The sequence below is a fragment of the Kocuria atrinae C3-8 genome (genome assembly GCF_000286355.1).
Taxonomy (GTDB): domain Bacteria; phylum Actinomycetota; class Actinomycetes; order Actinomycetales; family Micrococcaceae; genus Kocuria; species Kocuria atrinae_A.
In genome coordinates, this window is the sequence record NZ_AJXN01000151.1 from 1 (window position 1) to 25,679 (window position 25,679).

The 25,679-nt window shown below is 60.3% G+C and carries 20 protein-coding genes; 15 read left to right on the forward strand and 5 right to left on the reverse strand.

What is annotated here, in order from left to right; genetic code table 11:
• Window positions 1–267: 267 nt before the first annotated feature.
• From YO9_RS0114490 to YO9_RS0114500, 4 genes are all read right to left on the reverse strand, one after another.
• Complete coding sequence (locus YO9_RS0114490) at window positions 268–711, reverse strand: LGFP repeat-containing protein (RefSeq protein ID WP_223286635.1); 444 nt, start codon at window positions 709–711, stop codon at window positions 268–270.
• Window positions 708–926 (reverse strand): hypothetical protein, encoded by a 219-nt coding sequence (locus tag YO9_RS18970; RefSeq protein WP_016998139.1) that lies wholly within the window; start codon window positions 924–926, stop codon window positions 708–710. The genes YO9_RS0114490 and YO9_RS18970 overlap by 4 nt, the downstream gene beginning before the upstream one ends.
• On the reverse strand, window positions 923–2,056 hold the full coding sequence (locus YO9_RS0114495) for a S8 family serine peptidase (protein ID WP_016998140.1): 1,134 nt from the start codon (window positions 2,054–2,056) through the stop codon (window positions 923–925). The genes YO9_RS18970 and YO9_RS0114495 overlap by 4 nt, the downstream gene beginning before the upstream one ends.
• A 394-nt stretch (window positions 2,057–2,450) precedes the next feature.
• Window positions 2,451–2,711 carry a type B 50S ribosomal protein L31 gene (locus YO9_RS0114500; protein WP_016998141.1) on the reverse strand — a complete coding sequence of 87 codons (261 nt, stop codon included), beginning with the start codon at window positions 2,709–2,711 and terminating at the stop codon, window positions 2,451–2,453.
• A gap of 150 nt (window positions 2,712–2,861) precedes the next feature.
• On the opposite strand from YO9_RS0114500, the gene YO9_RS0114505 reads away from it, so the two are divergent.
• From YO9_RS0114505 to YO9_RS18985, 15 genes are all read left to right on the forward strand, one after another.
• Window positions 2,862–4,745, forward strand: coding sequence for a cellulase family glycosylhydrolase (locus tag YO9_RS0114505; RefSeq protein WP_016998142.1), 1,884 nt, complete (start codon window positions 2,862–2,864; stop codon window positions 4,743–4,745).
• Window positions 4,742–5,806 (forward strand): lipoate-protein ligase LplAB, encoded by a 1,065-nt coding sequence (locus YO9_RS0114510; RefSeq protein ID WP_016998143.1) that lies wholly within the window; start codon window positions 4,742–4,744, stop codon window positions 5,804–5,806. The genes YO9_RS0114505 and YO9_RS0114510 overlap by 4 nt, the downstream gene beginning before the upstream one ends.
• Before the next feature lie 74 nt (window positions 5,807–5,880).
• Window positions 5,881–6,909, forward strand: coding sequence for an LCP family protein (locus YO9_RS0114515; RefSeq protein WP_016998144.1), 1,029 nt, complete (start codon window positions 5,881–5,883; stop codon window positions 6,907–6,909).
• Window positions 6,910–6,997: 88 nt separating this feature from the next.
• Window positions 6,998–8,308, forward strand: coding sequence for a glycosyltransferase family 4 protein (locus YO9_RS0114520; RefSeq protein WP_223286636.1), 1,311 nt, complete (start codon window positions 6,998–7,000; stop codon window positions 8,306–8,308).
• Between the two features lie 180 nt (window positions 8,309–8,488).
• On the forward strand, window positions 8,489–9,547 hold the full coding sequence (locus tag YO9_RS18975) for a glycosyltransferase (RefSeq protein ID WP_223286637.1): 1,059 nt from the start codon (window positions 8,489–8,491) through the stop codon (window positions 9,545–9,547).
• Window positions 9,544–10,146, forward strand: a complete 603-nt coding sequence (locus YO9_RS18980; protein WP_262925711.1) for a glycosyltransferase — start codon at window positions 9,544–9,546, stop codon at window positions 10,144–10,146. The genes YO9_RS18975 and YO9_RS18980 overlap by 4 nt, the downstream gene beginning before the upstream one ends.
• Complete coding sequence (locus tag YO9_RS0114530; RefSeq protein ID WP_223286638.1) at window positions 10,130–10,987, forward strand: ABC transporter permease; 858 nt, start codon at window positions 10,130–10,132, stop codon at window positions 10,985–10,987. Before YO9_RS18980 ends, YO9_RS0114530 begins: the two co-directional genes overlap by 17 nt.
• 82 nt (window positions 10,988–11,069) lie before the next feature.
• Window positions 11,070–11,876: an ABC transporter ATP-binding protein gene (locus YO9_RS0114535; protein ID WP_223286644.1), complete on the forward strand. Its 807-nt coding sequence runs from the start codon at window positions 11,070–11,072 to the stop codon at window positions 11,874–11,876.
• 305 nt (window positions 11,877–12,181) lie between these two features.
• Window positions 12,182–13,603, forward strand: coding sequence for a glycosyltransferase family protein (locus YO9_RS0114540; RefSeq protein ID WP_317259846.1), 1,422 nt, complete (start codon window positions 12,182–12,184; stop codon window positions 13,601–13,603).
• Window positions 13,604–13,851: 248 nt separating this feature from the next.
• On the forward strand, window positions 13,852–15,099 hold the full coding sequence (gene wecC / locus YO9_RS0114545) for a UDP-N-acetyl-D-mannosamine dehydrogenase (protein WP_031273406.1): 1,248 nt from the start codon (window positions 13,852–13,854) through the stop codon (window positions 15,097–15,099).
• A 109-nt stretch (window positions 15,100–15,208) separates the two neighbouring features.
• Window positions 15,209–16,279 carry a hypothetical protein gene (locus YO9_RS0114550; protein WP_223286639.1) on the forward strand — a complete coding sequence of 357 codons (1,071 nt, stop codon included), beginning with the start codon at window positions 15,209–15,211 and terminating at the stop codon, window positions 16,277–16,279.
• Window positions 16,213–19,791, forward strand: a complete 3,579-nt coding sequence (locus YO9_RS0114555) for a glycosyltransferase (RefSeq protein WP_223286640.1) — start codon at window positions 16,213–16,215, stop codon at window positions 19,789–19,791. The genes YO9_RS0114550 and YO9_RS0114555 overlap by 67 nt, the downstream gene beginning before the upstream one ends.
• 64 nt (window positions 19,792–19,855) lie before the next feature.
• Complete coding sequence (locus YO9_RS0114560; protein ID WP_223286641.1) at window positions 19,856–20,152, forward strand: hypothetical protein; 297 nt, start codon at window positions 19,856–19,858, stop codon at window positions 20,150–20,152.
• Window positions 20,149–22,890 carry a glycosyltransferase gene (locus YO9_RS0114565; RefSeq protein WP_016998152.1) on the forward strand — a complete coding sequence of 914 codons (2,742 nt, stop codon included), beginning with the start codon at window positions 20,149–20,151 and terminating at the stop codon, window positions 22,888–22,890. The genes YO9_RS0114560 and YO9_RS0114565 overlap by 4 nt, the downstream gene beginning before the upstream one ends.
• Before the next feature lie 6 nt (window positions 22,891–22,896).
• Window positions 22,897–24,717 carry a hypothetical protein gene (locus YO9_RS18985; protein ID WP_223286642.1) on the forward strand — a complete coding sequence of 607 codons (1,821 nt, stop codon included), beginning with the start codon at window positions 22,897–22,899 and terminating at the stop codon, window positions 24,715–24,717.
• Window positions 24,718–25,470: 753 nt separating this feature from the next.
• Here YO9_RS18985 and YO9_RS18995 read toward each other — a convergent pair.
• On the reverse strand, window positions 25,471–25,679 hold a 209-nt coding region (locus YO9_RS18995; protein WP_223286645.1), incomplete at its 5' end, for a hypothetical protein.

A 25,679-nucleotide genomic window follows, 5' to 3' on the forward strand; every position in this document is an offset into this window, starting at 1 on the left:
AGTCTGACAATGGGGGAAACCAGCCGAATCTCGACGTACTTCTTGCCTAAATGTTCACCGTTGCGAAGCTCTGCCTCAGATGTCAGGACGAGGAGGGGCTTGTGAGGAATCGCCCGGGGGAATCCTAAAGAGGAGTCACCTTTCAACGCATCGAACCGATGATCCCATAAGTACCCACACGACACAGGGCCGTTCCCGGGTGGGAACGCCCCTGCATATTGGTGGTGATCGCGCACCCGTAGAGACTCGATCAGAACGGGTTATACGCTACCGAGTGATCCACACTCCGCGCGATGAGGTCCAGTGGGCGGTGACGCCCTTGGAGTACTTCTGGCGGACTTCGTTGCCGGAGCGGTATTCACCGGTGGTGGGGCAGCCCCAACCGCGTTCGTAGTCCGCGCGCATCCACGCCTGACCGATGCCGCCGTTTTCCTGAACGGCGTGGGCGCCGGTGCGCGAGGTCCAAAGCACCTTGTTGATCTTGTTGCCGTTCACGAATACCTGGTATGCACCGCCGGTGGCGCGTCGCTCATCGGTGGAGGGGAAGCCATAGCCGCGTTCACGACCGTGGGAGAGGAACGCGCGGCCGATCGCAGTGGGGTTCTCCACGATGCGTGCGCCGGTGCGGGTGTGCCAGTAGATAGTGGTCTTGCGGCCGGACTTCACGAACTCCTGGTAGCGGCCACCGTTGGCCGCGTTGGCTTCGTTCATGATCGGGTTGCCCCACTTGCCGGCGCCACCGGTGCGCGCCACTTGGACCCAATAGCGCCCTTGGTGGTGTACGTGGTGGCCACCTGGCCGGTCTGGGCAACGGAGCGAACCGCCGCGACCGGATTGATTTGCAAGGAGCCCAGCCGACCCGTTGAGGTGGACTTAAGTACCTGCTCGATGCGCGCGGGGGTCAGGCCGGGGTTGGCCTGCTTCATGAGGGCACGGTGCCGGCGACCAGCGGTGCGGCCATGGAGGTGCCGTACTGGTTGCCGTAGCTGGCCACAGCCTGACCGCGGGCACCGGTGTTCATCGTGGACAGCAGCGGGTCCCGCGCGGTTCCGCCGGGAGCCAGGACATCTACGACTGCACCGATGTTCGAGTATGAGGCCGGGACACCCTTGGGGCCGGCGGCACCCACCACAATGGTGTTGCCACAGTTGGCGGGTGCGGTGTTGACGGCGTTGACTCCACTGTTACCCGCAGCCACTACCACGGGGACCTTGCGGCTCACAGCGGTGTTGATGGCCGCCTGCAGCGTGTTACCGCACTGTCCCGGGTAGTTGAGGGACATGTTGATCACGGTAGAGGGATTGGGGTTGCGGGGCTGACCGGCAACGGTTGCCCCGGAAGCCCAGGACACGGCGTCGGCGATGTCTGAAACCCAACCGAAGGTGCAGTTGCCGAGCACGCGGACGGGCTGGATCTTGGCACCGGGGGCGGCGCCGGCGATGCCCGTGCGGTTGTTGTTGGTGGCCGCTGCAGCGAGGCCGGCCACGTGCGTGCCGTGCCAGGACGAATTGCGGGCGGGGGTTCCCTTGCCACACTGTCCGGCGGTGGACCAGTCGCCCTCGTCTCGAGGATTCGCATCGCGGCCGTTACCGTCCACGGACAGGGCGGTGGAGGTGATGAAATCGCGTCCCGACACCACCTTGGAGTTCAGATCAGGGTGCGAGGTGATGCCGGTGTCCAAAATGCCGATGGTCTGGCCGTTTCCACGCGAGATATCCCAAGCCGCAGGGAAGTCCAGGCCGGTGGCCTTGTTGTTGGCCCACTGGTACGGCATGTACACGTCGTTGGGCATCCAGCTGGCTGCTGCCAAGCGGTCCGGTTCGGCGTACTCAACGGCGGGGTCGGCGCGGAGCTCGTCCACCACCTTGTCCTGCTCAGATTCATCGAGCTCGCGGTCCAGGCGCACCACGTCCGCGTCGGCCACGGTGGTCTTGACGTGCTCGGTGACCTCCGGGGTGGTGCCCGGCTCGGCGGCGAGGGCCTCATCCGCTGCGGATTCAACCACCTCGTCCTTGGTGGTCTGATCGGCGGCCGGTTCGCGGAACTTCACGATCACGCGATCGGTTTCCTTGGGCGGCTCATTGGTCGAGGTGGTGGCCGGGGAATCCGGGCCACCCGAGGGAGCTGCGGGCGCTGCGAGCGCGGGCTGAGCGGAGAACGCCAGCGCCGCGGTTACTGCCAGGGGCAGAACAGCGTGCGCAGGCGCGATGAACGTACCGTCATAGGGCGGGGGACCTTTCGGCGGCCCGGGCGTGAGTGGGGGAACTCAGTCAGTGACGCACCCGGGAAATGGAGGGGATGCGTCCATCATAAGTATTCCAAAGCAAATATTCAGGATTGGCTGGTATTTGACCCCACCCTGACGTGGGAACGAGCAACTCGAAATGTCCCGGACAGCACGACACCCGGTTCGGAAAGGTCCGAACCGGGTGTTGGTGGAAGTCCCAGAATTAGCTGGAGGACTTGCCGAAGTTCTTGAAACGCTGGTTGAAGCGCTCCACGCGACCGGCGGAGTCCATGATGCGCTGCTTGCCCGTGTAGAACGGGTGGGACTCGGAGGAGATTTCAACCTCGATGATGGGGTACTCGTTGCCGTCTTCCCAGGTCTCCGTCTTGGAGGAGGTAGCGGTGGAACGAGTCAGGATGACCTTGCCGGAAGCGAGGTCACGGAACAGCACCGGGTGGTAATCCGGGTGAATTTCAGCCTTCATGGTGTCAACCTTCTGTAGGTGCCTGGATTTTGCCAGGCACGGCGTTGCTCGGATAGTCGGTGTTTTTGGGCGCGAACGCTCCAAGCACCAATCGGCCAGTGTACACCCGCGGTCCGCGCCGGGTCGATTTTCCCTGGCTAGGATGGACGCGTGGTTGCCGCCCCCGCTCATCCCCCCGCCCCCGTGTCCTTCTCCAGCCGACGACGCCGCTCGGTCGCCTTCCTGGGCACCGCTTTGTTGTTGCTCACGGCCTGTTCCGACCAGGCCGAACAAACTCCCGCGCCGGAACCCGAACCCACCGGACCGATCTCAGGTGTGGCCCGTAACGCCGCGCTGCACTCTGTGGATCCCGCCAAGGTGGCACAAGCGCGTGATCTGCCGGAGACCTATCCGGGTAGCTCGGCGAGCGCCGCGGGTGCGGACGCAACCGTCACGCTGCGGGACGGCAAGCCGGGGGAGGACTACCGGCACGGCTCGGTGGGGCTCTCGCTGGAGTCCACGGATCTGGCGGACGAGCGTTTGAACGCGAACAACGCAGACCTGGTGACCATCCTCGATTCACTCCATGAACCCACGTTGCGCTTCGGTGGTAATTCCACGGATCGCCGCTTCTTCTTCACCGCGTCCGATGAACCGATTCCGAAGGATTGGCCCCTCAACGAGGGGGAGGAGATCACCAAGGTCACCCCGGATGATCTGAAACGAGTGGCCAAGCTGACCGAACGCACCGAGACGTCGGTGATCATCAGCGCCAACCTGGCTCGCTACCACCCTGATCGTGCGGGGGAGCTGGCCCGTCACGCCAAGGACGCCTTTGGGGACCGGTTGGTGGGCATCATGGTGGGCAACGAGCCCAATGGTTTCTACCAGGGTAGGGACAACGACCTCACGATCAAGAGCGAGGACTGGGATCAGGAGACCTACGCCAAGCAGCTGACGGCCTACTCCAAGGCCATTCATGAGCGCGTGCCGAATCTTCGCATCGTGGCCCCCGGCGCATATTCGGCTGACTGGTGGAATGCGGCCGCGGAGGCACCGGGTACCGGATCCATGGCCATGGCGGTTCACCAGTATCCGCTCTCCGAGTGCGGTAGTCAGTGGGAGCATCAGATCCCCACCGTGGAGAACGCGGTGGACCCGGAAACCAGGGAGAACGTGGACCGGCTGGTCAGCCAGGCGGCGGAGGATGCGGACGAGCACGAGTTGCCGTTGTGGATTACGGAAACGTCCCTGTCGGCCTGCTCCGGTTCCAACGAGATCACGGAAACACTGGTCGCCGCGGTGCACCAAGCGGAGTACTCCATGCGGGTCCAGGACCTCGGCGTGGAGCGGGTGGCTGCCCATTCGTCTTTGGCACCCTGCAAGGGTGGTGCCCCCATGTCCGTGCTGTGCTCGGACGGAACCCTGGCCAATCCGGGGGAATCCTTTTCCGTACGCGCTAATGGACTGGCCTTGGCGCTGATCGCCAGCATTCCGCAGGGCAACATGGTGGAAACGTCGACCTCCACGGACAACCTCACGAGCTTTGCCGTGGAGCACGGCAACGACACCGTGTCCGTGGTGCTCACCGACTACCGCAATCCCGCCAGCAGCAAGGACCGCACCACGTCCGTCAACCTTCCGTTCGCGGTGGACTACGCAACACAGTCACAGCTGCGAGGTCCCTCGTGGACCTCCGAATACCCGGTCGCGAGCCTCTTCGAGGACCACTCGAACGCAAGCAACAGCCCCAACCCCAGTTCAGGTGCAACGGGAGCCCCGAGTGCAAGTGGCGAGGCGGCGTCGTCGGCGCCCGACTACCCAGCGGACCCGGACGTGGCGCTGAGCGTGGAACGGGCCCTGCAACCGGCGCCCAGTAACGCTGCCAGCGTGGATGGCTACGGCCTGCCGATCACGCCCGCGGGGGAGCGGCCACGCGTGGGTGGGGTGAAGGCCGGCAGCAAAACTGTCGACGTGACATTACCGGCCGGGTCCACCACTGTGCTTACCCTGAAGAAGACGCAGCCGTCCCCGAGCCCCAAGGAGAGCCAATGACCAGCACCCGCAGACACGGCGAATACAAGGTGATGGGCGGCAAATTAGTGGTCGCTGACCTGTCGGTTGTTGACGGACACCTGGCGGACGTGTCGATCAACGGCGACTTCTTCCTGGAGCCGGACGAGGCACTCGATGACATCAACGCCGCGCTGAACGGGCTGGCCGAATCTGCGGCCCCGGATGAGATGGTCGCGGCCATCGAGGCGGCCCTTCCCGCCGACGCCGTGCTGTTCGGTTTCGACGCCCGCGCGGTCGCGATCGCGGTGCGACGCGCGCTGGCCAAGGCCACCGGCTGGGGCGATCACACGTGGGAGGTGATTGCCCCGCAGGTGCGGACCACGCTCGAGAACCTTGCCCTGGATGAGGTGCTCGCTCGCGAAGTGGGTGCCGGTCGGCGCAACCCCACCCTGCGGCTGTGGGACTGGGAAGACCCCGCCGTGGTGATCGGTTCGTTCCAATCGGTGCGCAACGAGGTGGACCCGGACGGTGCGGAGCGGCACGGGATCGAGGTGGCGCGTCGCGTGTCCGGAGGCGGGGCCATGTTCATGGAGGCCGGCAACTGCATCACGTACTCGCTGTACGTACCGCAGTCGTTGGTGGATGGACTGAGCTTCGCCGATTCCTATCCGTTCTTGGACGCGTGGGTCATGCAGGCCTTCCAATCCATGGGGTTGGATGCGCACTACGTGCCGCTCAATGACATCGCCACGCAGCACGGCAAGATCGGGGGAGCGGCGCAGAAGCGGTTCTCCAACGGCGGCATGGTGCACCACGTGACCATGAGCTACGACATCGACGCGGACAAGATGACCGACGTGCTGAGAATCGGCAAGGAAAAACTGTCCGACAAAGGCAACCGTTCGGCCAAGAAACGCGTGGACCCGTTGCGCCGGCAAACCGGCATGACCCGCGCGGATGTCATCTCCACACTCAGCAGTTCATTCACCGAACGATACGACGCGGTACCGGGCGAAATATCCGCTGACGAACTGACGGCAGCACGTGAATTGGTGCAGTCTAAATTCGCGACGCCGGAATGGATCAACCGCGTACCGTAAGATGTGCGAAAGTAACTGCCTGACCGGGGCGGGCACAGCACGACCGAACAACCCCCACACCTCGGAGCGCCCATATGTCCCTGAATGACTTCGACTACCAAGAAGAAGAGCGCAGGCCCCGTAAGAAGCACACCGGCCGCAACATTCTTCTGGTGTTCCTGGCACTGGTTCTGACGGTCGCCGTGGTGGCCGGTTTGTTCGTGTGGAACCTGGGTCGCAACTTCGACCGAGGCTCCAACCCCATTGAATCGGCGTTCCCGGCCGAATCTGAACGTCCCGAAAAGGGCTCCGCGGAGGACGCCGGAACCACGGTCATGCTGCTGGGCTCGGATAAGCGCCCCGAGGGCGAGGACCCCACGGTGACTGGTTCCCGTGCGGACTCCATCATGCTGCTGCACATCCCCGATGACGGTGGCGAGATGTACATCATGTCCATCATGCGTGACACCTGGGTGGACATTCCCGGCGTGGGCGAGGCCAAGATCAACGCGGCCCTCGACCACGGCGGCATGCCGCTCATGGTGCAGACGGTCGAGGAACACTTCGGTACCCGCGTGGATGAAGTGGCTCAGGTGGACTTCGCCGGCTTCGAAGGCCTCACGGACGCACTGGGCGGCGTGACGGTCAACGTTCCCGTGGGCTTCACCAACGACCAGGGCCAGACCTTCCAGCAGGGTCCGCAGGAAATGGACGGTGCTACCGCACTGACCTTCGTTCGTGAGCGCTACTCGTTCCAGGACGGCGATTACCAGCGTGTGCGCAATCAGCGCGCCTACCTGCAGGCCATGATCAACAAGCTGGTCAGCTCCCAGACACTGACCAATCCGGTCAAGATCAACGAAGTGGTCAAGCAGATTTCCCCCTACCTGACCGTGAGTGACGGGCTGACCGCTAACTGGATCGTTCGACAGGCCCCTAAACTGGTGGGACTGAGTAACAGCGACATCCACATGTTCACGGTTCCCACCCAGGGCACCGGAACGTCGGCCGACGGTCAGTCGATCGTGGTTGCCGATACCCAGGCCATGCAGGAGATCGGCACGGCCATTTCCGAAGGCACGCTGGGTGAGTACGTATCCAACCTGCCCGCAGGAGATCAATAACCTCCACGTAACCCGACCCCCGCGGTTCAGCCCACCCAGCCGAACCGATGTCCCCCGTCCCCCTTCCTCTTGACCCCGCGAGAGGCCCATGCAGCCCCCTGAAAAAGACGTACGTCTGCTCCTTCTGACCAGTTCCTACTGGCCGGAGCATTCGCCACCCCAGCGCCGCTGGATGTCGCTGATCCGCAATATGCGCGATCAGGGATGGTTGGTGTCTGTTGTGGCTCCGGTGGCCCACTACGGGCCCGGCCCGGATTACTCCTCGGAGACCAAGGGGCGCGCCTGGCGGGCGCAACCGGGCTTCTTGGGCGAGAAGATTTATCGGGTGCCCCACCTGTTCCTGGGGGACAATCGGGTTTTCAAGCTGGCCAATCAGCTGGTTGGTGCGGCGGGATCGGTGCTGCGGGGCATCGCGACGGGCCGTCAGGACGCGGTGGTGGTCACGGCGCCGTCGTTGCCGCTGTTGGGTTCGGCGCTGTTGGTGGCCCGTTTCAAGGGATTGCCGTTGATTGTCGAGATGCGTGACGCGTGGCCCAATTTGGCCGAGGACGCGTCCCTAGTGCGCGGTGGATCCAAATCGGTGATCAACTGCGCCGTGGAGTACGTGCAGAATCGTGCGGACCTGGTGGTCACGGTGACCGAGGGCTTTGAACGCACGTTGCGAGAACGCGGTGTCGCGGACGTGGTGACGGTGCGTAATGGGATTCAAATGGATCGCACCCCTCGCTTGGAAGCACCGGCGGCAGACCGTGACCGGCTCGAGGTGCTCTACTTGGGCAACCACGGGGAGTCCCAGGCCCTGGATGTCCTCATCCGCGCCGCCGCGCTGGTGGGCGACGATATGCGGCTTACCCTGGTGGGGCACGGTAGCCAGAAACCGGCTCTGCGTCGCCTGGCCATGGAGCTCGGCGTCAACGTCCGATTCTTGCCCCCCGAGTATCGTGAGGCGGTCTTCGCCCGGTACCAGGAGGCCGATTCTCTGGTGATTTCCCTGCGTGATGATTGGAAGTCTTTCGAGGACACCATCCCGTCCAAGACGTACGAGGTTCTGGCAGTGGGCCGGCACATCACGGGCATCGTGCGCGGTGAAGCGGCCAACGTGATCGCGGAGGCCGGCGAAGGCGACATTGTGGAATGCAAGCCGCAGGACATCGCCCGGTTATGGCGCGAGTTGGCCGCTGATCGGTCACGCTTGCGGCCCGCGGGCACAGGACGCGAATGGGTCAAGTCCCACGCCGACTACACAGATCTGTCCCGCCGCTACGGTGACTTGTTGCGTCAGACCATTCGTGAGCACCAATCCCAGCCCCAGCAGTCGGTTTCTCAACGCATTGCTCGCGTGGGCCGCGCCGCCGTAAAGGTGGCCCGGCAATCGCGGCAGTTCCGGAGAAACGCGTGATGCAGAAACCCCTGGCGCGACGCGCCCGCGAGCTAGCAACCAACGCGTGGATCACTGCGTCCACGGTCGCTCACCATGTGACTGATGACCCCGTGGTGTTCTGCTTGCAGGTTTCGCGTCGACTGCGGCCCGCGTGTTCGACCTATCGCTGCGGGGCTGTCCCGTTTACCCGCCGACAGCTTGCCAGCCGCACGCGGGACCGGTCTGCACATCCTGGGTAAAGACGACGCCGCTGCCACCACCTTGCGTTCGGCTGCTGGGACTGCGAGTCCTTCCAGTCGTCGCCGGTGTGCGGAAGTGTCCCTGACCATGGGGGAGGTGGCCCTTACCGAGTCATTGCTCTCCAAGTTACCCGCGTCAACCCGGGGTGCTTCCGCGACCCGGGCACGAGTGAACTGGCACCACGGTGACGTGGATGGCGCCGTGGGCGTTCTTGAGACTGCCCGCTCGGCTGGTACTGCCACCCGCGGAGAACGGTCATTGTTGAAGCGGTTGTCCGCGGAACGGGATCTGCTGGGTTTCTTTGAGCCCGAACTACCCGCGGTGGGAACCTACGAACCTCGGCCGAACACAGTGCTGTACGCCGTGACCAACTCCTTGCCCCACACCGCCAGCGGCTACGCGCAGCGCACACACTCGCTATTGAGCGCCATCAAGGACGAGGGTTGGGCCGTTCACGCGGTGACCCGCCCCGGCTACCCGGTGCAGGTGGGCAAGATACTGGCCCGCGGCACGGACGTGGTGGACGGAATTCCGTATCACCGGATCCTGCCGCTCAACCTGGCGCCCACTGCGACCGGGCGCGTGCAACAGCACGCTGAAGCTTTACTCCGCTTGGCTCTCGAGGTGCGTCCCTCCCTTCTGCACACCACCACGCACTACGTGAACGCGCTAGCTGTGCGAGCTGTGGCGGAGGCCCTGTGTATTCCGTGGACCTATGAAGTGCGTGGACTGCTGGCGGATACGTGGGCGTCCACCAGGTCACCGGAGGCGCTACAGTCCACTCGCTATGACCGGTTCCAAGCGCGCGAGGCGCAGGCGCTTCAATCTGCTCACGATGTTGTCACGCTCGGAACACACATGGCCGATCGGGTCCGAGAGATCGCCGGAAACTCGTCATTGTCCGTGCGCCTGGCTCCCAATGGCGTGGGCGGCAGTTCACGGACGAGCCGGGGGAGAAGGCAAGCGCGCGGCGTCGTACCGGGCTGCCGCTCGAGAGATTCCTGGTGGGGACCGTGACCTCGGTGGTCGACTACGAAGGCCTGGACGATCTAGTGCGTGCGGTGGACATTGCCCGCAAGAGCGTGCCGTCCATTCTCGCGGTGATCGTGGGGGACGGTGTGGCCCGCCCGGGACTGCAACAACTGGTCTCCGACCTGGGAATTCAAGACCATCTGAAATTTTGTGGACGAGTTGATCGATCCGAAGCGGTTGAGTACTTCAGGTCACTCGACGTGTTCGTAGTACCGCGTAAGGATCGCACCGTGACCCGCGCGGTGACGCCGCTGAAACCGGTGGAGGCACTGGCCTCCCGGACAGCGGTGGTAGCTAGCGACCTGCCCGCTTTGCGTGAAGTGATTGACCACGGTGTGACCGGATTGCTGACCCCGCCGGATGATCCGGAAACGTTGGCCGCGGCGTTGCTCGAGTTGGCACGTGACCCGCAGACCCGCGAAAGGCTTGCCAGGGCAGGCCGGGAGTGGGCGCTGGAAAATCGCACGTGGGCGGTGACCGCGAAAGAGACCGTGACGCGGTACGGTGAAATGACTGGGCGAACCCCCGCGCCCCAGAACGACCGCATCCTGACCCCCGAGGAGACGCGTGAGCGCCAGAGTTGAGCCGTTTAACCCCGAGCGGCTTCAGGCAGTTGGTGCCCGACCGCCGTTGGGCGAGTACTTGCGTGATCTGTGGGGTTCGCGGCACTTCATCATGTATGACGCCAAGGTGCGCTTGGCCGTCAGCCAGGATCACACGTTCTTGGGCAAGGTTTGGATCGTTCTCAATCCCATTTTGCTGGGACTAACCTTCTTTGTGGTCTTTGGTCTGCTCCTAAGAACTGGTCGAGGAATCGACAATTTCCTGGCCTTCCTGTTGATCGGCCTGATCATGTTCCAATACAGCAGCCGCTCCGTGGTGGCTGTCTCTAAATCGATGTATTCGGGTAAAGCTCTGGTCCGTGGATTCATGTTTCCGCGTGCGGCGCTCACGTTGTCCATTGTGATGAAAGACGCGATGACCCAGGTCTACGCGCTACTCGCGATGATCGTGATGGTCATGGTCATTCCGCCCCACGAAACTCCAACTTGGACCTGGCTCTTGGTCATTCCCGTGTTCCTGCTGCAAACCCTGTTCAACTGGGGATTGGGCATGTTGCTGGCTCCTGCCGTGAACAAGGTGCCCGACGTGGCCAATCTCCTGTCGTTCTTCATGCGCTTGTGGATGTACTCGTCTGGGATTTTCTATGACCCCTCACGCTTCATCGAAGACCCGCGGGTCCTGGCCATTTTCCACTTCAACCCGCTGTACCAGGTGCTATCGATCTCTCGAGAACTCATCATGGATGGAACCGTGCCTGGCTGGGCCTCATGGGCTGTCCTCATAAGCGCAAGCTTGGTTCTGGCGATCGCAGGCATTCTCGTGTTCTGGCTCAACGAAGAGAGCTATGCCGATGAGCGTTAACCGTCATGCGCAGTCCGAGGCAGCCGCGGGCCGGCATGGACGAGCGCCACGCAATCCGGCCGTGGTCATCGACAACGTGACCATGGTCTACAACGTGACCTCCACCGGCGGCGGGGAAGAAGTTCCGGTCGCGGCTCCTGTTCGATGGGCGCGGAAAGCTCTGGGTCGGCCACCCGTTGTCAAGAATCAGGCCCTCACGGATATCACTCTCGCAATACACCAGGGTGAGTTCGTGGGCTTCATTGGTCGGAACGGTTCGGGCAAGTCGACCCTGATGAACATCGTGGCCGGACAAATGAATCCCACAATTGGGCGTGTGTATTCCGTGGATACGCCGGTGAAGCTTGGGGTCAATGTGTCTCTGGTGCCGGCGCTGTCCGGTGAAAAGAACATACGCCTGGGATGTTTGGCACAAGGAATGCACCCGGACCGGGTGGATGAGATTTTGCCTGACCTTGTTGAAGTGGCAGCCCTGGGGAACGCGATTCACTGGCCGATGAAGGCATATTCATCCGGTATGGCTGCCCGGCTGCGGTTTGCCGTGGCAACGGCCACGGATCCGCATATTTTGATCCTTGATGAGGCGCTCTCAACCGGTGACGCCCAGTTCCGTGAACGCGGTCAGAAACGCATGGCAGAAATTCGGGAGCAGGCCGGCTGCGTCATGTTCGTGTCTCACTCCATGTCCGAAATCAGGGACATGTGCACCAGGGTCGTCTGGCTGGACCAAGGTGACCTCTTGATGGACGGTGACCCGAAGACCGTGACCGCAGAGTACGAGGCGTTCATGAAGGACCTCGCGGCGGGTAACAATTTCGCCGCGCGGGCCCGCAAAGAGCAGCTTCAATCCGACTTCGTCAGAACCGAACTCCGCGAGGTGCAATGGTGACCCCCAGACGATCGCAACGAAACCTCAGGACCGAAATCTGGCACTTCCGGAACGGGGGAGTGTCGCAGTGGCGCAAGTATCGCAGGCGGGCGTCGCTACCAGCCGGGCCGTCCGCAGGAGCCGTTGAAGGCCTTCGCAAGACCATCAGTTTCACGCCCCAGGAATGGCCCGATCGAGCGCCAGTTCGTTCCGACCTCACGGTCGCTGTGATACTTGACGACTTTTCCGCGCGGGCCTTCCAGTATGAATGGAACCAGATCGCGTTGTCGCGTGACGGGTGGAAGTCTGAACTGGCGGCGCAACCCGTGAATCTCTTGTTTGTAGAGTCGGCCTGGCACGGTAACGGTGATGACTGGCAGTACCAGCTCACCGGGACGAGCGGGGTCAAGGACTCCATCAAGGAATTGGCCACCCACTGTAGGGAGCAGGGCATTCCCACGGTGTTCTGGAACAAGGAAGACCCGCCACACTATGAGGACTTCTTGGAGTGCGCGAGACTTTTCGACCACGTCTTCACCACCGATGTGAACAAGATCCCCGACTACCACCGGGACCTCGGGCACGACCATGTTTCTGTTTTGCCGTTCGCCGCTCAACCCGCAGTTCACAACCCCTCGCGTCCCCGGAACGGCTTTCACGAGCGCGACGTCGCATTTGGCGGCATGTACTTCGCGCACAAGTTCCCTGAGCGCCGGGAGCAAATGGATCTGCTTCTGGGCGGTGCAGATGATGTGAGCCCCAAACTGCAGACGGGCCTCGAGATCTTCTCTCGTTACCTGGGCGATGACGATCGATACCAGTTCCCGGCACCGCTGGACCAGCGGGTGGTCGGGTCTCTGACCTACGACCAGATGCTGACCGCTTACAAGGCGTACCGAGTTTTCTTGAACGTGAATTCGGTGATTGATTCACCGTCCATGTGCGCGCGACGAATTTTCGAGATCACCGCGAGTGGCACGCCTGTTGTCAGCACTCCGTCTCGAGCCATTCGTGAGTATTTCACCGAGGATCAGTTGGCAGTTGTGGGGGATCGAGAGCACGCCGCAGACGTCGTCCGCGCTCTCGTGCGTAGTCCTGAACTTGCCGATCGTATGGTCCACCGCGCGCAGCGAGAAGTGTGGAACAAGCACACGTACGGTCATCGCGTAGAGCAAATTCTCCAACGAGTTCTGCCTGAGAAGGTTCGTCCACGAACACGGCCGACGGTTTCGATCTTGTTGTGCACCAACCGCCCCCATAGGGTCGCCTCTGCTCTCCAAGGGTTCGCGACACAGGAGAATGTCGACCTGGACGTTGTAATGGTGGCTCATGGATTCGATCCGAGTGCCGACCATATACAGGACGCGATCGCCACCAGTGGCATTGACCGTGTCACGACCATCGCGGCAGGCTCCGAGTTGACACTCGGAGAATGTCTAAATCTTGCGGTTGAGGCGTCCACGGGTGAAATTCTAGCCAAGATGGACGACGACGATTTTTACGCTCCGCGGTATCTCGCAGATCTGCTCGACGCCTGGTGTACTCCGGCGCGGATATGGTCGGGAAACAGGCCCACTACATGTACGTGGAGTCCCAGAACGCGACACTTCATCGGTTTGGCCACCGAGAACACCGCTTCACGGACTTCGTCATGGGCCCCACGATCACCGGATATCGCCGTGTCTTTGATCAGATTCCATTCCAGCGCCGAAATGCCGGAGAAGATTCATCATTCTTGGCTGCAGTAGTAGAAGCAGGCTTCTCGATTTACTCGGCTGATCGTTTTAATTTCGTGCAACGTCGTGGCTCCGATGGGCACACGTGGCAAGTTTCGGATGCGGGCGTTCTCTCAACCGGAGACGTGGTCATGTTCGGGGACAATTCGTTGCATGTGACAGTATAATTTCGGTGGGCCAAAGGCTTTCGACCCAAGAAACACCTGACCGGGCATATATTGCCGTGTGGTCAGTCGTAGTCGTCTCAGTAAGGTGAGGTAATGAGTAAATCCTTGGAAGTTGTTTTTGTCGGACTCGGATACATCGGTCTTCCCACCGCCGTGGTCATGGCCAATCATGGAATGCGTGTTCACGGCGTTGACGTCAATGCCTCCGCCGTAGAGCGCATCCAGCGTGGCGAAGTCACCATCGTTGAACCCGGGTTGGAAGAACAGCTCAAGAAGGCTGTCGATAGTGGTCAGCTCACCGCCTCCACCGAGATGCAGCAGGGCAACGCGTTCGTCATTGCGGTTCCCACCCCCTTCAAGGACAACTACGAAGGCGACCTGTCGTACATCATGTCCGCAGCAGAGTCGATTGCTCCTCAGCTGCGAGGCGACGAAGTGGTCATCCTCGAATCGACCTCCCCGCCCAAGACAACACAGAAACTTGCGGACAAGATCCTGGAACTGCGCCCGGATCTCTCCGTCGACGGTGCAGACGGCAAGCCCGTGATCCACTTTGCTTACTGCCCCGAGCGCATCCTTCCTGGTAAGGCGATGGAAGAGCTCATTAGCAATGACCGCATTATCGGCGGTCGCACTCCCGAGGCCGCTCGCCGCGCAACCGAGGTGTACGCCTCGTTCTGTGAGGGCGAATTGCTCGCGACGGACGATGTGACTGCGGAGATGGCCAAGCTCACCGAGAACTCCTTCCGCGATGTGAACATCGCATTTGCCAATGAGCTTTCGTTGATCTCTGACAACCTGGGAATCGACGTGTGGGAGCTCATCGAGCTGGCTAACCATCACCCCCGTGTCAACATCCTGCAGCCGGGCCCCGGCGTGGGTGGTCACTGCATCGCCGTGGATCCCTGGTTCATCGTCTCTTCTGACCGCGAGAACTCCAACATCATTCGTACGGCTCGTGAGGTCAACGACGGCAAGCCCAAGTGGGTTATCAACAAGGTCGACGAAGCTGTTAAGAACATCGACTCTCCGGTGATCGCGGCTCTGGGTCTGGCATTCAAGCCCAACATCGATGACCTTCGCGAGTCACCGGCACTCAACATCACCAAGGATTTGGCCGAGCATGTTGACCACGCGACTGTGTTGGCTGTCGAGCCCAACGTCAGCGAGTTGCCCAAGGCACTGCAGAGCATGTCCAATGTGGAGTTCGCAGAATATGCGGATGCCATCGAACGCGCGGATGTCGTTCTGCTGCTCGTGGATCACGATGAGTTCAAGACTATTCCCGCCACAGCACTCAAGGGAAAAACTGTAGTGGACACCAAGGGTCTCTGGCGGTGATTCTCCGCACGGCGGTGGGGTCTGCCCACCGCCGTAACCCGTTACAACCTTGAGCTAGACCACGGTTACCCCGAACCGTTGAGCGACCCCCCCACCAGGAGCACCCCCGATGCATCCCGATGAACGGCGCGATCCGCGTCATCTCAAAGAACTCGTGTACGCCCAAGTGGCGAGAGAACCACGAGCTACTTTCGATGCTCTGGAACGTGCGAACGCGTCAGTGCGTGACCTGCAAGCAAAGGCCAAAGCACAGAACTCGAAATTGGTCACCCTCACGCGTCAGCAAAAGGCTCTCGCTGAGGAGAATCGCAAGCTCGCCGAGATCGTGGCGGAGTACCGCGAAGCAGAGACGCATCAAAAGGTGACGACGGAGGCGCTGACACCCGTTTTGACGGAGGCGGAAGCAGAAGCGGAGGCAACTAGCCAGACGGAAAATACAGGGATTCCTAGTGAGCTGGGCCCTTTGGACTCCGTTGCGGCTGAGCAGCTCTCACGCATCCCTGACGTCTTGAACGAATTCGGCGATCAAGAAAATTCGGACGGCTCGAACAAAGTGCCAGCGAGCACGGGTGCCCCCGATACATCGGCTGAATCCGAGACTAACAAGCTCGTAGACCAAACTGCGACGGAACCAGTCAAGCCGATCGGGCAAATGGACACCCGGGAGCTGCTGACGGCCTTCGAGCATGCGCCCAGCCCGGCCCTGCTCGGAGGTTGTCTCAACCGACTGTGGTACCGCGAGGGTGAGATCGACCGAACCGCTCGGTTGATCGAGGAGAACCCGGACCTGGTCAATACGCTAACGGGCAAGCAGCAGGAACTGGTCCGCCGAATCACAGGAACATTGACTCTGCGGGATCAGCTTCCGAAGCTTCTGCCGGTGCGCGTACAAGGCGCCGCTTACGTCCCGGAAATAAAGCGAGTTCTATACTGCGCGTATTCCACGCCCATCTTCCACTCCAATGGCTACAGCATGCGCACTGAGGGGGTCGTGGCGGGGCTCAAGTCCACGGGTGTGGACGTTGCTGTGCTGGCACGCGCCGGTTACCCCTGGGACACAGTCACCGCCTCGGACAAGCCTCGCCCACGCCGCCACGTGGTCACGCGCACGGAGTGGATTGGGTTCACTTACCCGAGGGAGACGTCACCGCGCAGGGCCCGCACGAGTACGTCAACGTAGCCGCAGATGCTGTGGTACGTCAGGCAAAGCTATCTCGCCCATCGGTGATTCATGCTGCGTCCAACTACATCAATGCGCTGCCTGCGCTAATCGCGGCGCGTCGACTTGGCATCCCCTTCGTCTACGAAGTCCGTGGACTGTGGGAGGTGACCGAGGCCTCCGCCAAGGAGGGCTGGGAGGCCACCGAACGCTATAGGAATCAGGCATTCCTCGAGTCATTCGTAGCTAAGGAAGCTGACGCCGTCCTGGCCATCACTCAGGAGACCAAGGACGAACTGGTACGACGAGGGGTCCCGGCAGAGCGCATTTCCCTATTGCCCAACGGCGTAGACATCAACACTTTCTTGCCGCTTCCGCGCGACGAAGAATATGCGAAGAAGCGCGGTATCCGCACCGACACACCTGTGATCGGTTTCGCTGGTTCTTTCGTGGGCTACGAAGGTCTTTATTCGCTGCTTCAAGCTGCCAATATTCTCCGAGGACGCAAGGTGGACTTCCAGGTCGTCATTGCGGGGGCCGGGGGAGTCTACGACGAACTCAAGACCTACCAGACCCGCAACGGGCTCAAGGGCCTAGTCAAGTTCACGGGCAGGCTGCCGTCCGAAGAGATTCCGCGACTGATGAGTTGTTTCGACATTGTGGCCTGCCCGCGCTTGAGCCTGCCCGTCACGGAGATGGTCTCTCCTCTCAAACCGCTGGAGGCGTTTGCAGCTTCCAAGCCCGTGGTTCTCTCGGACGTGTCCCCGCATCGTGTTCTTGTTGGCGCTGAAGAGAATCAGACAGAGGGACCGCGGGGTATTCTGAGTCAGGCAGGCAGCCCGAAGTCCCTCGCCAACGCATTGCAGGAGCTCATCCAGAACCCTGAGAAACGTGTGGCTATGGGCCAGGCGGGACGGCTCTGGGCCGTGGACGAGAGACAGTGGACTGAGCTGGGAAGCGTCGTGCGCATCGCATACGCGGCCGCCACCGAGGAACATCGCAAGAACGCAGTTCCTTCCCGGCCAGTGACTGAGCTCCGGATTGGCTTGATCGCCGACCAGTTCACGACGGAGACGCTGCGACGATCCGCAACTATCGTGCCCTTGGGCGTGGAGACATACGCAGAGCAGATCGGCACCGAGCAACTGGACCTGGTCTTCATTGAGTCCGCGTGGAGCGGCAACGAGGGGGACTGGCACCGTAAAGTGGGCTACTACTCGGACGAGGAACACCAGACCTTACGTGATCTCTTGACCCGTTGCCAGGACGCTGGGGTGCCCACGGTCTTTTGGAACAAGGAAGATCCGGTCCACATTAACCGTTTCCGCAAAACTGGCGCGTTGTGCGATCACGTGTTCACCACGGACGCGGACATGATTCCCGAATATCTGTCCCAGGCGCGCAGCATCAGCCGAGGCAGGTCATATACCGCGTCCTCGTTGCCGTTCTACGCACAGCCGGCTATCCACAATCCACTGCCGGGGGCGAGACCCCTGGAGAACACCGTGGCCTATGCTGGGACGTTCTACGGGGAGCGCTATGCTGCCCGATCCAAGCAACTTGCTGATCTGTTGCGGGTGGCCAAGCCATACGGTCTAGCGATCTATGACCGACAGCTGGCCCTTGCCGATTCCCCTTACCAGTTCCCCGCCGAGTTCCAATCGTCGGTGCGCGGTGCCTTGCCCTATGACCAGGTAATCGACAGTTATCGCGCACATGCAGCCAGCCTCAACGTGAATTCAGTGGCCTATTCCCCCAGCATGTTCTCTCGCCGAGTGGTCGAAATCGCGGCGTGCGGAGGTGCGGTCATTTCCGGCTGGAGTCGCGGCGTGGCCGAGACATTCGACGGTGCTATCCCGTGCACAAACAACATCTACTACTCCAACGCATTGTTGTCCGCTTGGACCAAAGACCCGCGCGAACGACTGTCCGAGGTTTGGCTCCAGCTGCGCACCGTGCTGCGGTCACACACGGTCGACACAGCTCTGATAGTACTGGCCCGCACTGCAGGCCTGGCTGTGTCGGGACTCTCGTTACCCTCATGGGGCGCGGACGTGGCGCCGCAGCAGGTCGACGACGTGCTCCGGCAGTCCTTACCCGCGACTGTGGTGCGCCTCATTGGTGATGTGGAAGTTGCTCGCGCGAAGCTTGAATCGAACGGTATTCGGGTGCTGAGCGCCTCGGACGAGATCCCCAGCGACATCGATTTCTGGGGTTCGTTCCCGGAGCATCCCTCTCGGACGTGGGTCGAGGACTTGTTGCAGACCACCCGCTGGGGTGACTGGGAGAAGCTCATTGCTTCATCGTTCCAGCCGGGAACCGATGCGCGCCGATTCGCGAACCCCGGGGAAAACGTTGCCTCCACCTCCGGGCTGGTAGCTAGGCATCTCCTGAACGGGGCATCGGTTTCAGATGTTCTGGCCCAGGCAGTTCCCTCCACCCTGACGATGACTGTCCCCACAGCCGACGTTCCATCGCGCGCACTACAGCCCGCTGGGTTGTCGGATAATTTGTCCGATCTGGGTACAGTGCTGGTTGCTGGCCACGATCTCAAGTTCGCAGACTCCTGGATTGAGCACCTGCGGTCCCAGGGGACGAATGTGCTTGTCGACCAGTGGAGGGGACACGGGCAGCACGACGAGGCCCGCTCCAAGGAACTCCTGGCTCAGGCGAACACGGTGTTCTGCGAATGGGGTCTGGGCAATGCCATCTGGTACTCGAAGAACATCGGGGAATCTCAGCGCCTGGTGGTCCGCGTACACGCTCAGGAGCTGCGCGGCCCCTACTTGCGCAAAATACGCCATCGGGCAGTCGACCAGTACATTTTTGTGAGCGAGCTAATGCGCAAGGCAGCCATCGCGAGTCACGGCGTGCCAGGCTCCAAGACGGCGGTGATCCCGAACATCGTCCACGGAAATGCTTTGGCACGGCCCAAGCTAGAGAGCGCGACTAAGACCGTGGGGTTCGTGGGCATGGTGCCCCAACTCAAGCGCATGGACCGAGCTGTCACTGTGATTGAGGTATTGACACGGAGTGACCCAGAATTCACTCTACGGATCAAGGGCAAGCGTCCGGAGGACTACCCATGGATGCACCAGCGCCCGGACGAAATGGCTTGGTACGGCAAATGTTACGACCGCATCGACGCACTCAACGAACAACTCGGGCGCGAAGTCGTGCAGTTCGATCCGCACGGTGATGACATGGCCGAGTGGTACCGAGGTGTGGGTTACGGCATTTCCGTAAGTGACCATGAGTCTTTCCACCTGACGCTACCGGACGTCGCGGCTTCCGGAGGTTCCCCCGTGGCTCTGGATTGGCCCGGTGCTGACCTCATCTATCCCCGAGACTGGTTGGTTTCCTCTCCGGAAGAAATCGCCCAGCGAGTTCTGCACCTGTCCGAGGACGGGGACGCCCGATCGAAATTCAATTCGAGTGCTGCTCACTTCGTGGCGCGCAACTTTGACGAGTCCCAAGTTTTCGCTCGGCTCGACCAGACACTCACCCGCCAGACGCAAGGAGTAGACGTTTGAACGACGCCGCCCCCCAGGACTCCTCGACCGACCGGAATGCCCCGGAAGTGTCAGTGAACTCTTGGTGACCCAAGCTCGCGAAATCCACGCGCTCAGTAAGGAGTTGGCCAAGAGTTACGAGAAGGAACTTACCTTCTTCAAGAACCTCGAATCCAGAGACAAGCTGCTCAAGTCTGTGGAGAACAAGCTCATCAAGAAGATCTGGTGGCTTGAAACCGAGCGGCGGCAACTCATGGAGCGAGAGGAACAGCTGACGGAGCGGATTAGCAAGCTCGAATCGGATCTCGAACGAACCCGCAACTCCAAACTCGGCAAGGTCCAGCGTCAGGTGTGGCGCGCACGAAAGGTGGTCCGGTCATGACGCTGAATAAGCAACAGGTCAAGCTCCGTAGTGCCAAGGTCCGTGAGCGGATCCAACAGCTTGAGCTGAAGAAAGAAACAGCGGTGGAGGGTATCCGGTGGTACCGCTCGCAGTCGTTCAAGACGCACCTGGGACAAGGCCATGGTGACCGTCTAGCCCCGAATGTTGACTCCGATCAGTACACCGAAATCCTGTCAAACAACGGTCGCGCGGAGCACGTGCAGGAACTGGTGTTGGCATCCCGGTCGTTGCCCGATCACGCAGGAACGCGCGCTCTGACGCCGCACCCGGCTCGCGTGGCGATGATCGCGGACACTTTCCTCTATGAGACGTTCGAGGGCACCGCGGCCATCATGTACGTAACGCGCGATAACTTCCGCGAGGTCGCACGGAACTCCGACGTCCTGATCCTGGCTTCCACGTGGAGGGGCCGCTTTCAGGACTGGATCGGCACCACCAACGTCAACGGCAGAGTGATCCGCGAGGTCATTCCCGAGTTCAAGGCCGCCGGCGTGCCGGTGATCTTCTACTCGAAGGAAGATCCGCCTAACTACTCGGTCTTTCTGCCGCTAGCCCGGCGCGCGGACGTCATCTTCACTTCGGCGCAGGAGAAGATTCCCAGCTACCGCAAGGACTGCCCTGAGGTGGAGCACATCGAAGCGATCACCTTTGGTGTCAGCCCGTTTCTGCATACTCCAGTGGGATCCCGACGAGAACGTCGACAGGAAATCATGTTCGCCGGTTCGTGGCTCACCCACAAATATTCAACCCGACAGAAGCACGGTCGAATGCTCTTCGATGGTGTGATCGATTCCGGTCGTGACCTATTGATCGTGGATCGTAACTCCACCTTAGGGATTTCGAAGTACCAGTACCCCCAGCAGTACCTGGACCATGTGGGCCCGGGGATTGAGCACAAGGACCTCATGAAGGTCCAGCGCATGCTGGATGTTCAGTTGAACCTCAACTCCGTGGGTGGTTCACCCACAATGTACGCAAACCGTGTAGTGGAGCTGCAGGCCATGGGTTCCTTCGTGGTATCCAACTACTCGTTGGCCGTCAACGACAACTACCCCGAAGTGCAACTCATCGATTCGGCCGAGGAGGTGCCGTTCGTATTGGACGCAATGCGGGGAGACACTCTCTACCGCGCGCAAAACGACGGCCTGCGTCGCGTATGGGAGCACGACACCGCGTGGCAGCGCATGGCGCAGTTGCTTAATTCGGTGGGGGCACCGGTTGCCGCTACCTCGGAACGCACAGCTCTGGTACCGGTGGCGGGTACCGATGTGGAGCACGTCCGGCGCGTGGCGGGAAATCAGACCGCGCCGGTTGATGTCCTGAACACGGATGAGATCGCTGCGCGTCGCGCTGAATACGACATTGTGGTGCCCATCGCCGAGGACCATGAGTACAGCAGCGTGCACGTGCGCGACCTGCTTAACGTGTTTCGCTACGCGGACGTAGACATCGCGACCAAGAACGGCAGCGAGACAAATAGCGTGGTCACCCCCAATGATGACCATGAGTTGGTGCGAGAGGCTGCGTCGGCCGCACGAAGTGCCCTTCGCACAGTCTCCGACGATGACGCATTGAGTCGCTGGCTCGAGACGGGCCAGGTTGCCGGAAATGCCTATAGCACGAGCCCGTTTGGCGCCGGGCCAAAGGGCATGGAAAGCATCCAGCTGCAGGACACCGCCGCGCCCGAACTGTCCGTAGTAGTGCCGGTGTACAACAACGGGAAGCACCTGGTCTCCAAATGCTTCCGGTCGCTTCAGCGATCCACGATATTCGATCGCATGGAAATCCTATTGATCGACGATGGCTCGACGGACGGCTACACGCCGCAGGTGGTGCGTGAGTTAGCCGACCGGTACGTGAACGTACATGCGCACTTCTTTGAGACTGGTGGGTCGGGTAGCGCCTCGCGCCCCCGCAACGAGGGGCTAAAGCTCGCGAAAGCGCCGTTCATCACTTACCTGGACCCGGACAACGAAGCTCTCAACGATGGCTACCGAGTGCTCCTGGAACGGGTGAAAGAACTCAAGGTCCAGTTCGCGATCGGTAATATGGTGAAACTGACTTCTTCTCGCAAGGACGTAAACAATGCCGCCTTGCTCAACAGCCGGCTCCCCAAGGATCCTGTGGGCGGACGGATGGTTCCCGATAACGTCATGGAGCTGACCAAGTTCCAGCCAATGAGTATCCAAGCACTGGTGGCGGACACCGCTTGGTTGCGGTCAATCGGTCTCCACCAGCCGCTGGGCGCGCTGGGACAGGATTCGCTCGCGTTCCAGCAGATGCTCCACGGCGCTCGGAGGATCGCCACAGTCAAACTGCCGATCCACGTGTACTACGGGGCGGTGTCCAACTCCATGGTCAACACCGTGGGACCGGGCTTCTACCGTAAGTATCTTCCCATGGAGCGCTACCGCAGGGAGTGGCTGGATCGAGACGGGCTGTTCGAGGATTATTGTCGCCTGCGGGTGGACCCTTTCTTCAATGGCTGGCTGGTGCAGAAGTTCAATAGATTCGTGTCGCCCGAGCATAAACAGGAATGCCGCGCGCTCCTAGACGACCTGTGCGCCATCTACAACGTGCAGTTGGCCCACGAGGACCCCAACGACTTGGAATCACCTCTTTACGTGATAGTCCGCGAGAGTGAGGAGCAGCCAGTGCCCGAAGACATCTCCGCGGACATCGAAGCCCAGCGCTCGGACCTGGATGCGGAGGTCTGACGCCGCGTGAGTGAATCCTTCAACCGCGTAGCTCTCTTACAGCAAATTCGCCTGGATGACGATAGCCGCGAAGACGACCGGCAGGTCGCTTTCGAACTGATCAGCGGTCGCCTTTCGTTGAGGGGACACACGTGGGAGTTACCCGTTCATCCCCACTGGTCAGTGGATCCCTTTCAGGATCCGCTGTGGCGAGCTGAGTACCAGTCATTGACGTGGCTGGCACCCCTGCGGCGACAGGCAACCGAGGGTGATGATGACGCTCTACAGGCCTGGTGGTGGCTGGCCTCAGTGTGGTTGGAATCCCTGAATCGACTGGAGCCCGGGGAAGGGACACCCTGGCTCGGGGACAGACCAGGAGATCGATTGGCTGAAATTGTTCGTGGATTGTCAATCGTGGGACCGCAAGGATGGTTATTGGATGCAATCAACGTTCACATAACGTATCTAACTCACCAAGTCCCGGCACAGGAACAATGGTTGGCAGGGGAAGCACTGCTCGTGGCCGCTGCGGCCTTCTCCAGTTCCAACGTGGAGCGTAAAGCTGGAGAGATTCTGGCAAGCGCTCTTCGTGAGGTTACGCACCACCAAGTTGGTAATGTGACGCCTGACGCAACTCACGTCATGCAGTGCCGTCAGAATCTCCAGCGAATTCGGAGACGACTTCTAATAACCGATGCTGCCGTTCAAGGCATCGAAGAAGCGGAAAAGAAGCTCACTTACTTGCACGAGTTGGCCATGGAGCACGAATCACGCCGCGCTTACCACGTTCCCCAATATCCGGAAATCGGCATCTTGGTAGACAATCAAGGCTGGATTACTTTTAGGTTTGGAGAATACCAGGAACTGATTCACCAACGGCATTCCGAATGGCAAAATCCAGAAACTCTAGGATCGATCACCTACAGCCACAGCGGCATCAACTGGATTGACGATGATGGTAAATACCATCATCGCCCGGGGCCCGGCAGGACGATGGTCGAACAACCGGAATACCGTAACCTGCTTCTTCCGCGGGAAGTAACAGACCCCCAATACGACTACCTTGTTGAAGTGCGTAGGGAAGAACATGCCGGGTTTATCTTCCTGGTACTTTCGACGCCCCAGCCCTCTTCCTTCGGTCGTCGGCGCGCCATCCTCCTGACCGCCAGTGATGGTGTGGCCTTCATTTATGATCAGAACGAATCTCAGCACGAGGAAGCTCATCTCGCCTGGCACTTGGGCAAGAACATCACCTGCCGCAATTACGGAGACTGGAATCTACTAGAATATCAAGGGAAATCGGCATATTTGGAATCTTTTATCGAATCTGATGAACGAATTCGATCTTCCCATGATCAAGTTTCCACTCATACCTCAAACGACGACTTAAGCTCCGCGTCACTGACGAGGAACAGTTTGAAATTCCATGTTCCTCAAGGGGAGGCCGGGACTGTCATTTCGCCATCTCGAATTCATAGGCGAGCTGCAGTTTCAAGGATCTTACGCGCGATGAAAAATGCCGTCGCGGAAGATACTCCTATAGTCTTAGACGACGATGATTTGCACGGTCTGAGTAGCGTGGCACGTGCTAAGAACACGTTTTCAGTTGATTTCTATAAGACCGCAAACAACGACCTCATCGCACAATGCGATCACATCAGCGCCAAATATGCATTCCATCTACTGAGGGGACAAGAGGTCGTTTATAAGTCCAACTATCAGACTGAAAATAGAATGCTGTTCAGTACACTGCCGGCGGGGCTCTACAGGGTCAAGGTGTTCGCTGCAACTGGTCAAGGCCGACTTTCTGCACTTTCCGGTGGCGTGCGAATCTCGAAGGGTAGGTAAAAAGTGTCTGATACTAGGATTGACTCCGTTCATACCAAGGTGAGCGATTGGTTCCAGCTGCGGGTCATTGCCAAGGGAAACGCGCAATTATACGCTTGCTACTTGATGCGAGCGCACGAAGTCGTCCAGAAAATTCCGTACTCACATGATGCGGATTGGACCTTCAATGTTCTACAACCCGGTGAGTACCGTGTACGTGTCTTCGGGAAGAATCCGGGTGGGGATCCCGTGATCAGCTCGTCGCCCACTATCAAATTGAACGGTTTGGCCTCCGGGCCACGGCAAACTGATAGTAGTCCGATATATTTTCTCGGTGTCAATCGGATGACAGTTCTTGCTGCGTTGATCTGTAATAGGCGTCGAAAAGTTGCAGGATTCATTCTGCCCAGAAATTTTACTGGCACAAAGTCATCAGTCCTGGGCTGGCCAGTCTATGATTTGACACACTTACCCGTAGGTACAACATGGGCCCCTAAAGGTACGGATTCCACATTTTACGAAAATATTGTGGCACAAGAGTATAATTGCACCCCCGGCTCCCATGATGTCCTTTCGCAGGAGATGAACCAGATATCAGCAATTGATCTGTATCGCATATCACACGACCTGTTCAAGCTTGGCTTGATTAGTGAGGCAGGTTTTATCCAGGGGTTTATCCAGTCCAAGTATAATTCACGTGTGCCATATGAGGCGCAGATTGGAACAGGGACTCGACTGGGAATTGGTGGGGTAGGGGCGGTAATTCACCCCAAGTCAGTCATAGGAAAAAATTGCGTTATCGGTCAGCAGGTAACCATTGGTGGCCGGGTCAATGGCACTGGATTCCCTGTCATAGGCGACAATGTCTTCATTGCTCCTGGAGCGAAAATATTGGCCGGTCCCATCGGGAGTAACGTGGCCCTTCACAGATGAGCATGGGTAGGGGTCTTGCGCCACGGCCGGTGTCCGCCGGCGGCGAGCAG

What these genes read in the sequence shown, in the direction of transcription:
- YO9_RS0114535 (WP_223286644.1), top strand. Translation starts at nt 11,070, where the DNA reads ATGGTCTACAACGTGACCTCCACCGGCGGCGGGGAAGAAGTTCCGGTC.
- wecC (WP_031273406.1), top strand. Translation starts at nt 13,852, where the DNA reads ATGAGTAAATCCTTGGAAGTTGTTTTTGTCGGACTCGGATACATCGGT.
- YO9_RS0114520 (WP_223286636.1), top strand. Translation starts at nt 6,998, where the DNA reads ATGCAGCCCCCTGAAAAAGACGTACGTCTGCTCCTTCTGACCAGTTCC.
- YO9_RS0114550 (WP_223286639.1), top strand. Translation starts at nt 15,209, where the DNA reads ATGCATCCCGATGAACGGCGCGATCCGCGTCATCTCAAAGAACTCGTG.
- YO9_RS0114500 (WP_016998141.1), bottom strand. Translation starts at nt 2,711, where the DNA reads ATGAAGGCTGAAATTCACCCGGATTACCACCCGGTGCTGTTCCGTGAC.
- YO9_RS18970 (WP_016998139.1), bottom strand. Translation starts at nt 926, where the DNA reads ATGAAGCAGGCCAACCCCGGCCTGACCCCCGCGCGCATCGAGCAGGTA.
- YO9_RS0114490 (WP_223286635.1), bottom strand. Translation starts at nt 711, where the DNA reads ATGAACGAAGCCAACGCGGCCAACGGTGGCCGCTACCAGGAGTTCGTG.
- YO9_RS0114515 (WP_016998144.1), top strand. Translation starts at nt 5,881, where the DNA reads ATGTCCCTGAATGACTTCGACTACCAAGAAGAAGAGCGCAGGCCCCGT.
- YO9_RS0114565 (WP_016998152.1), top strand. Translation starts at nt 20,149, where the DNA reads ATGACGCTGAATAAGCAACAGGTCAAGCTCCGTAGTGCCAAGGTCCGT.
- YO9_RS0114510 (WP_016998143.1), top strand. Translation starts at nt 4,742, where the DNA reads ATGACCAGCACCCGCAGACACGGCGAATACAAGGTGATGGGCGGCAAA.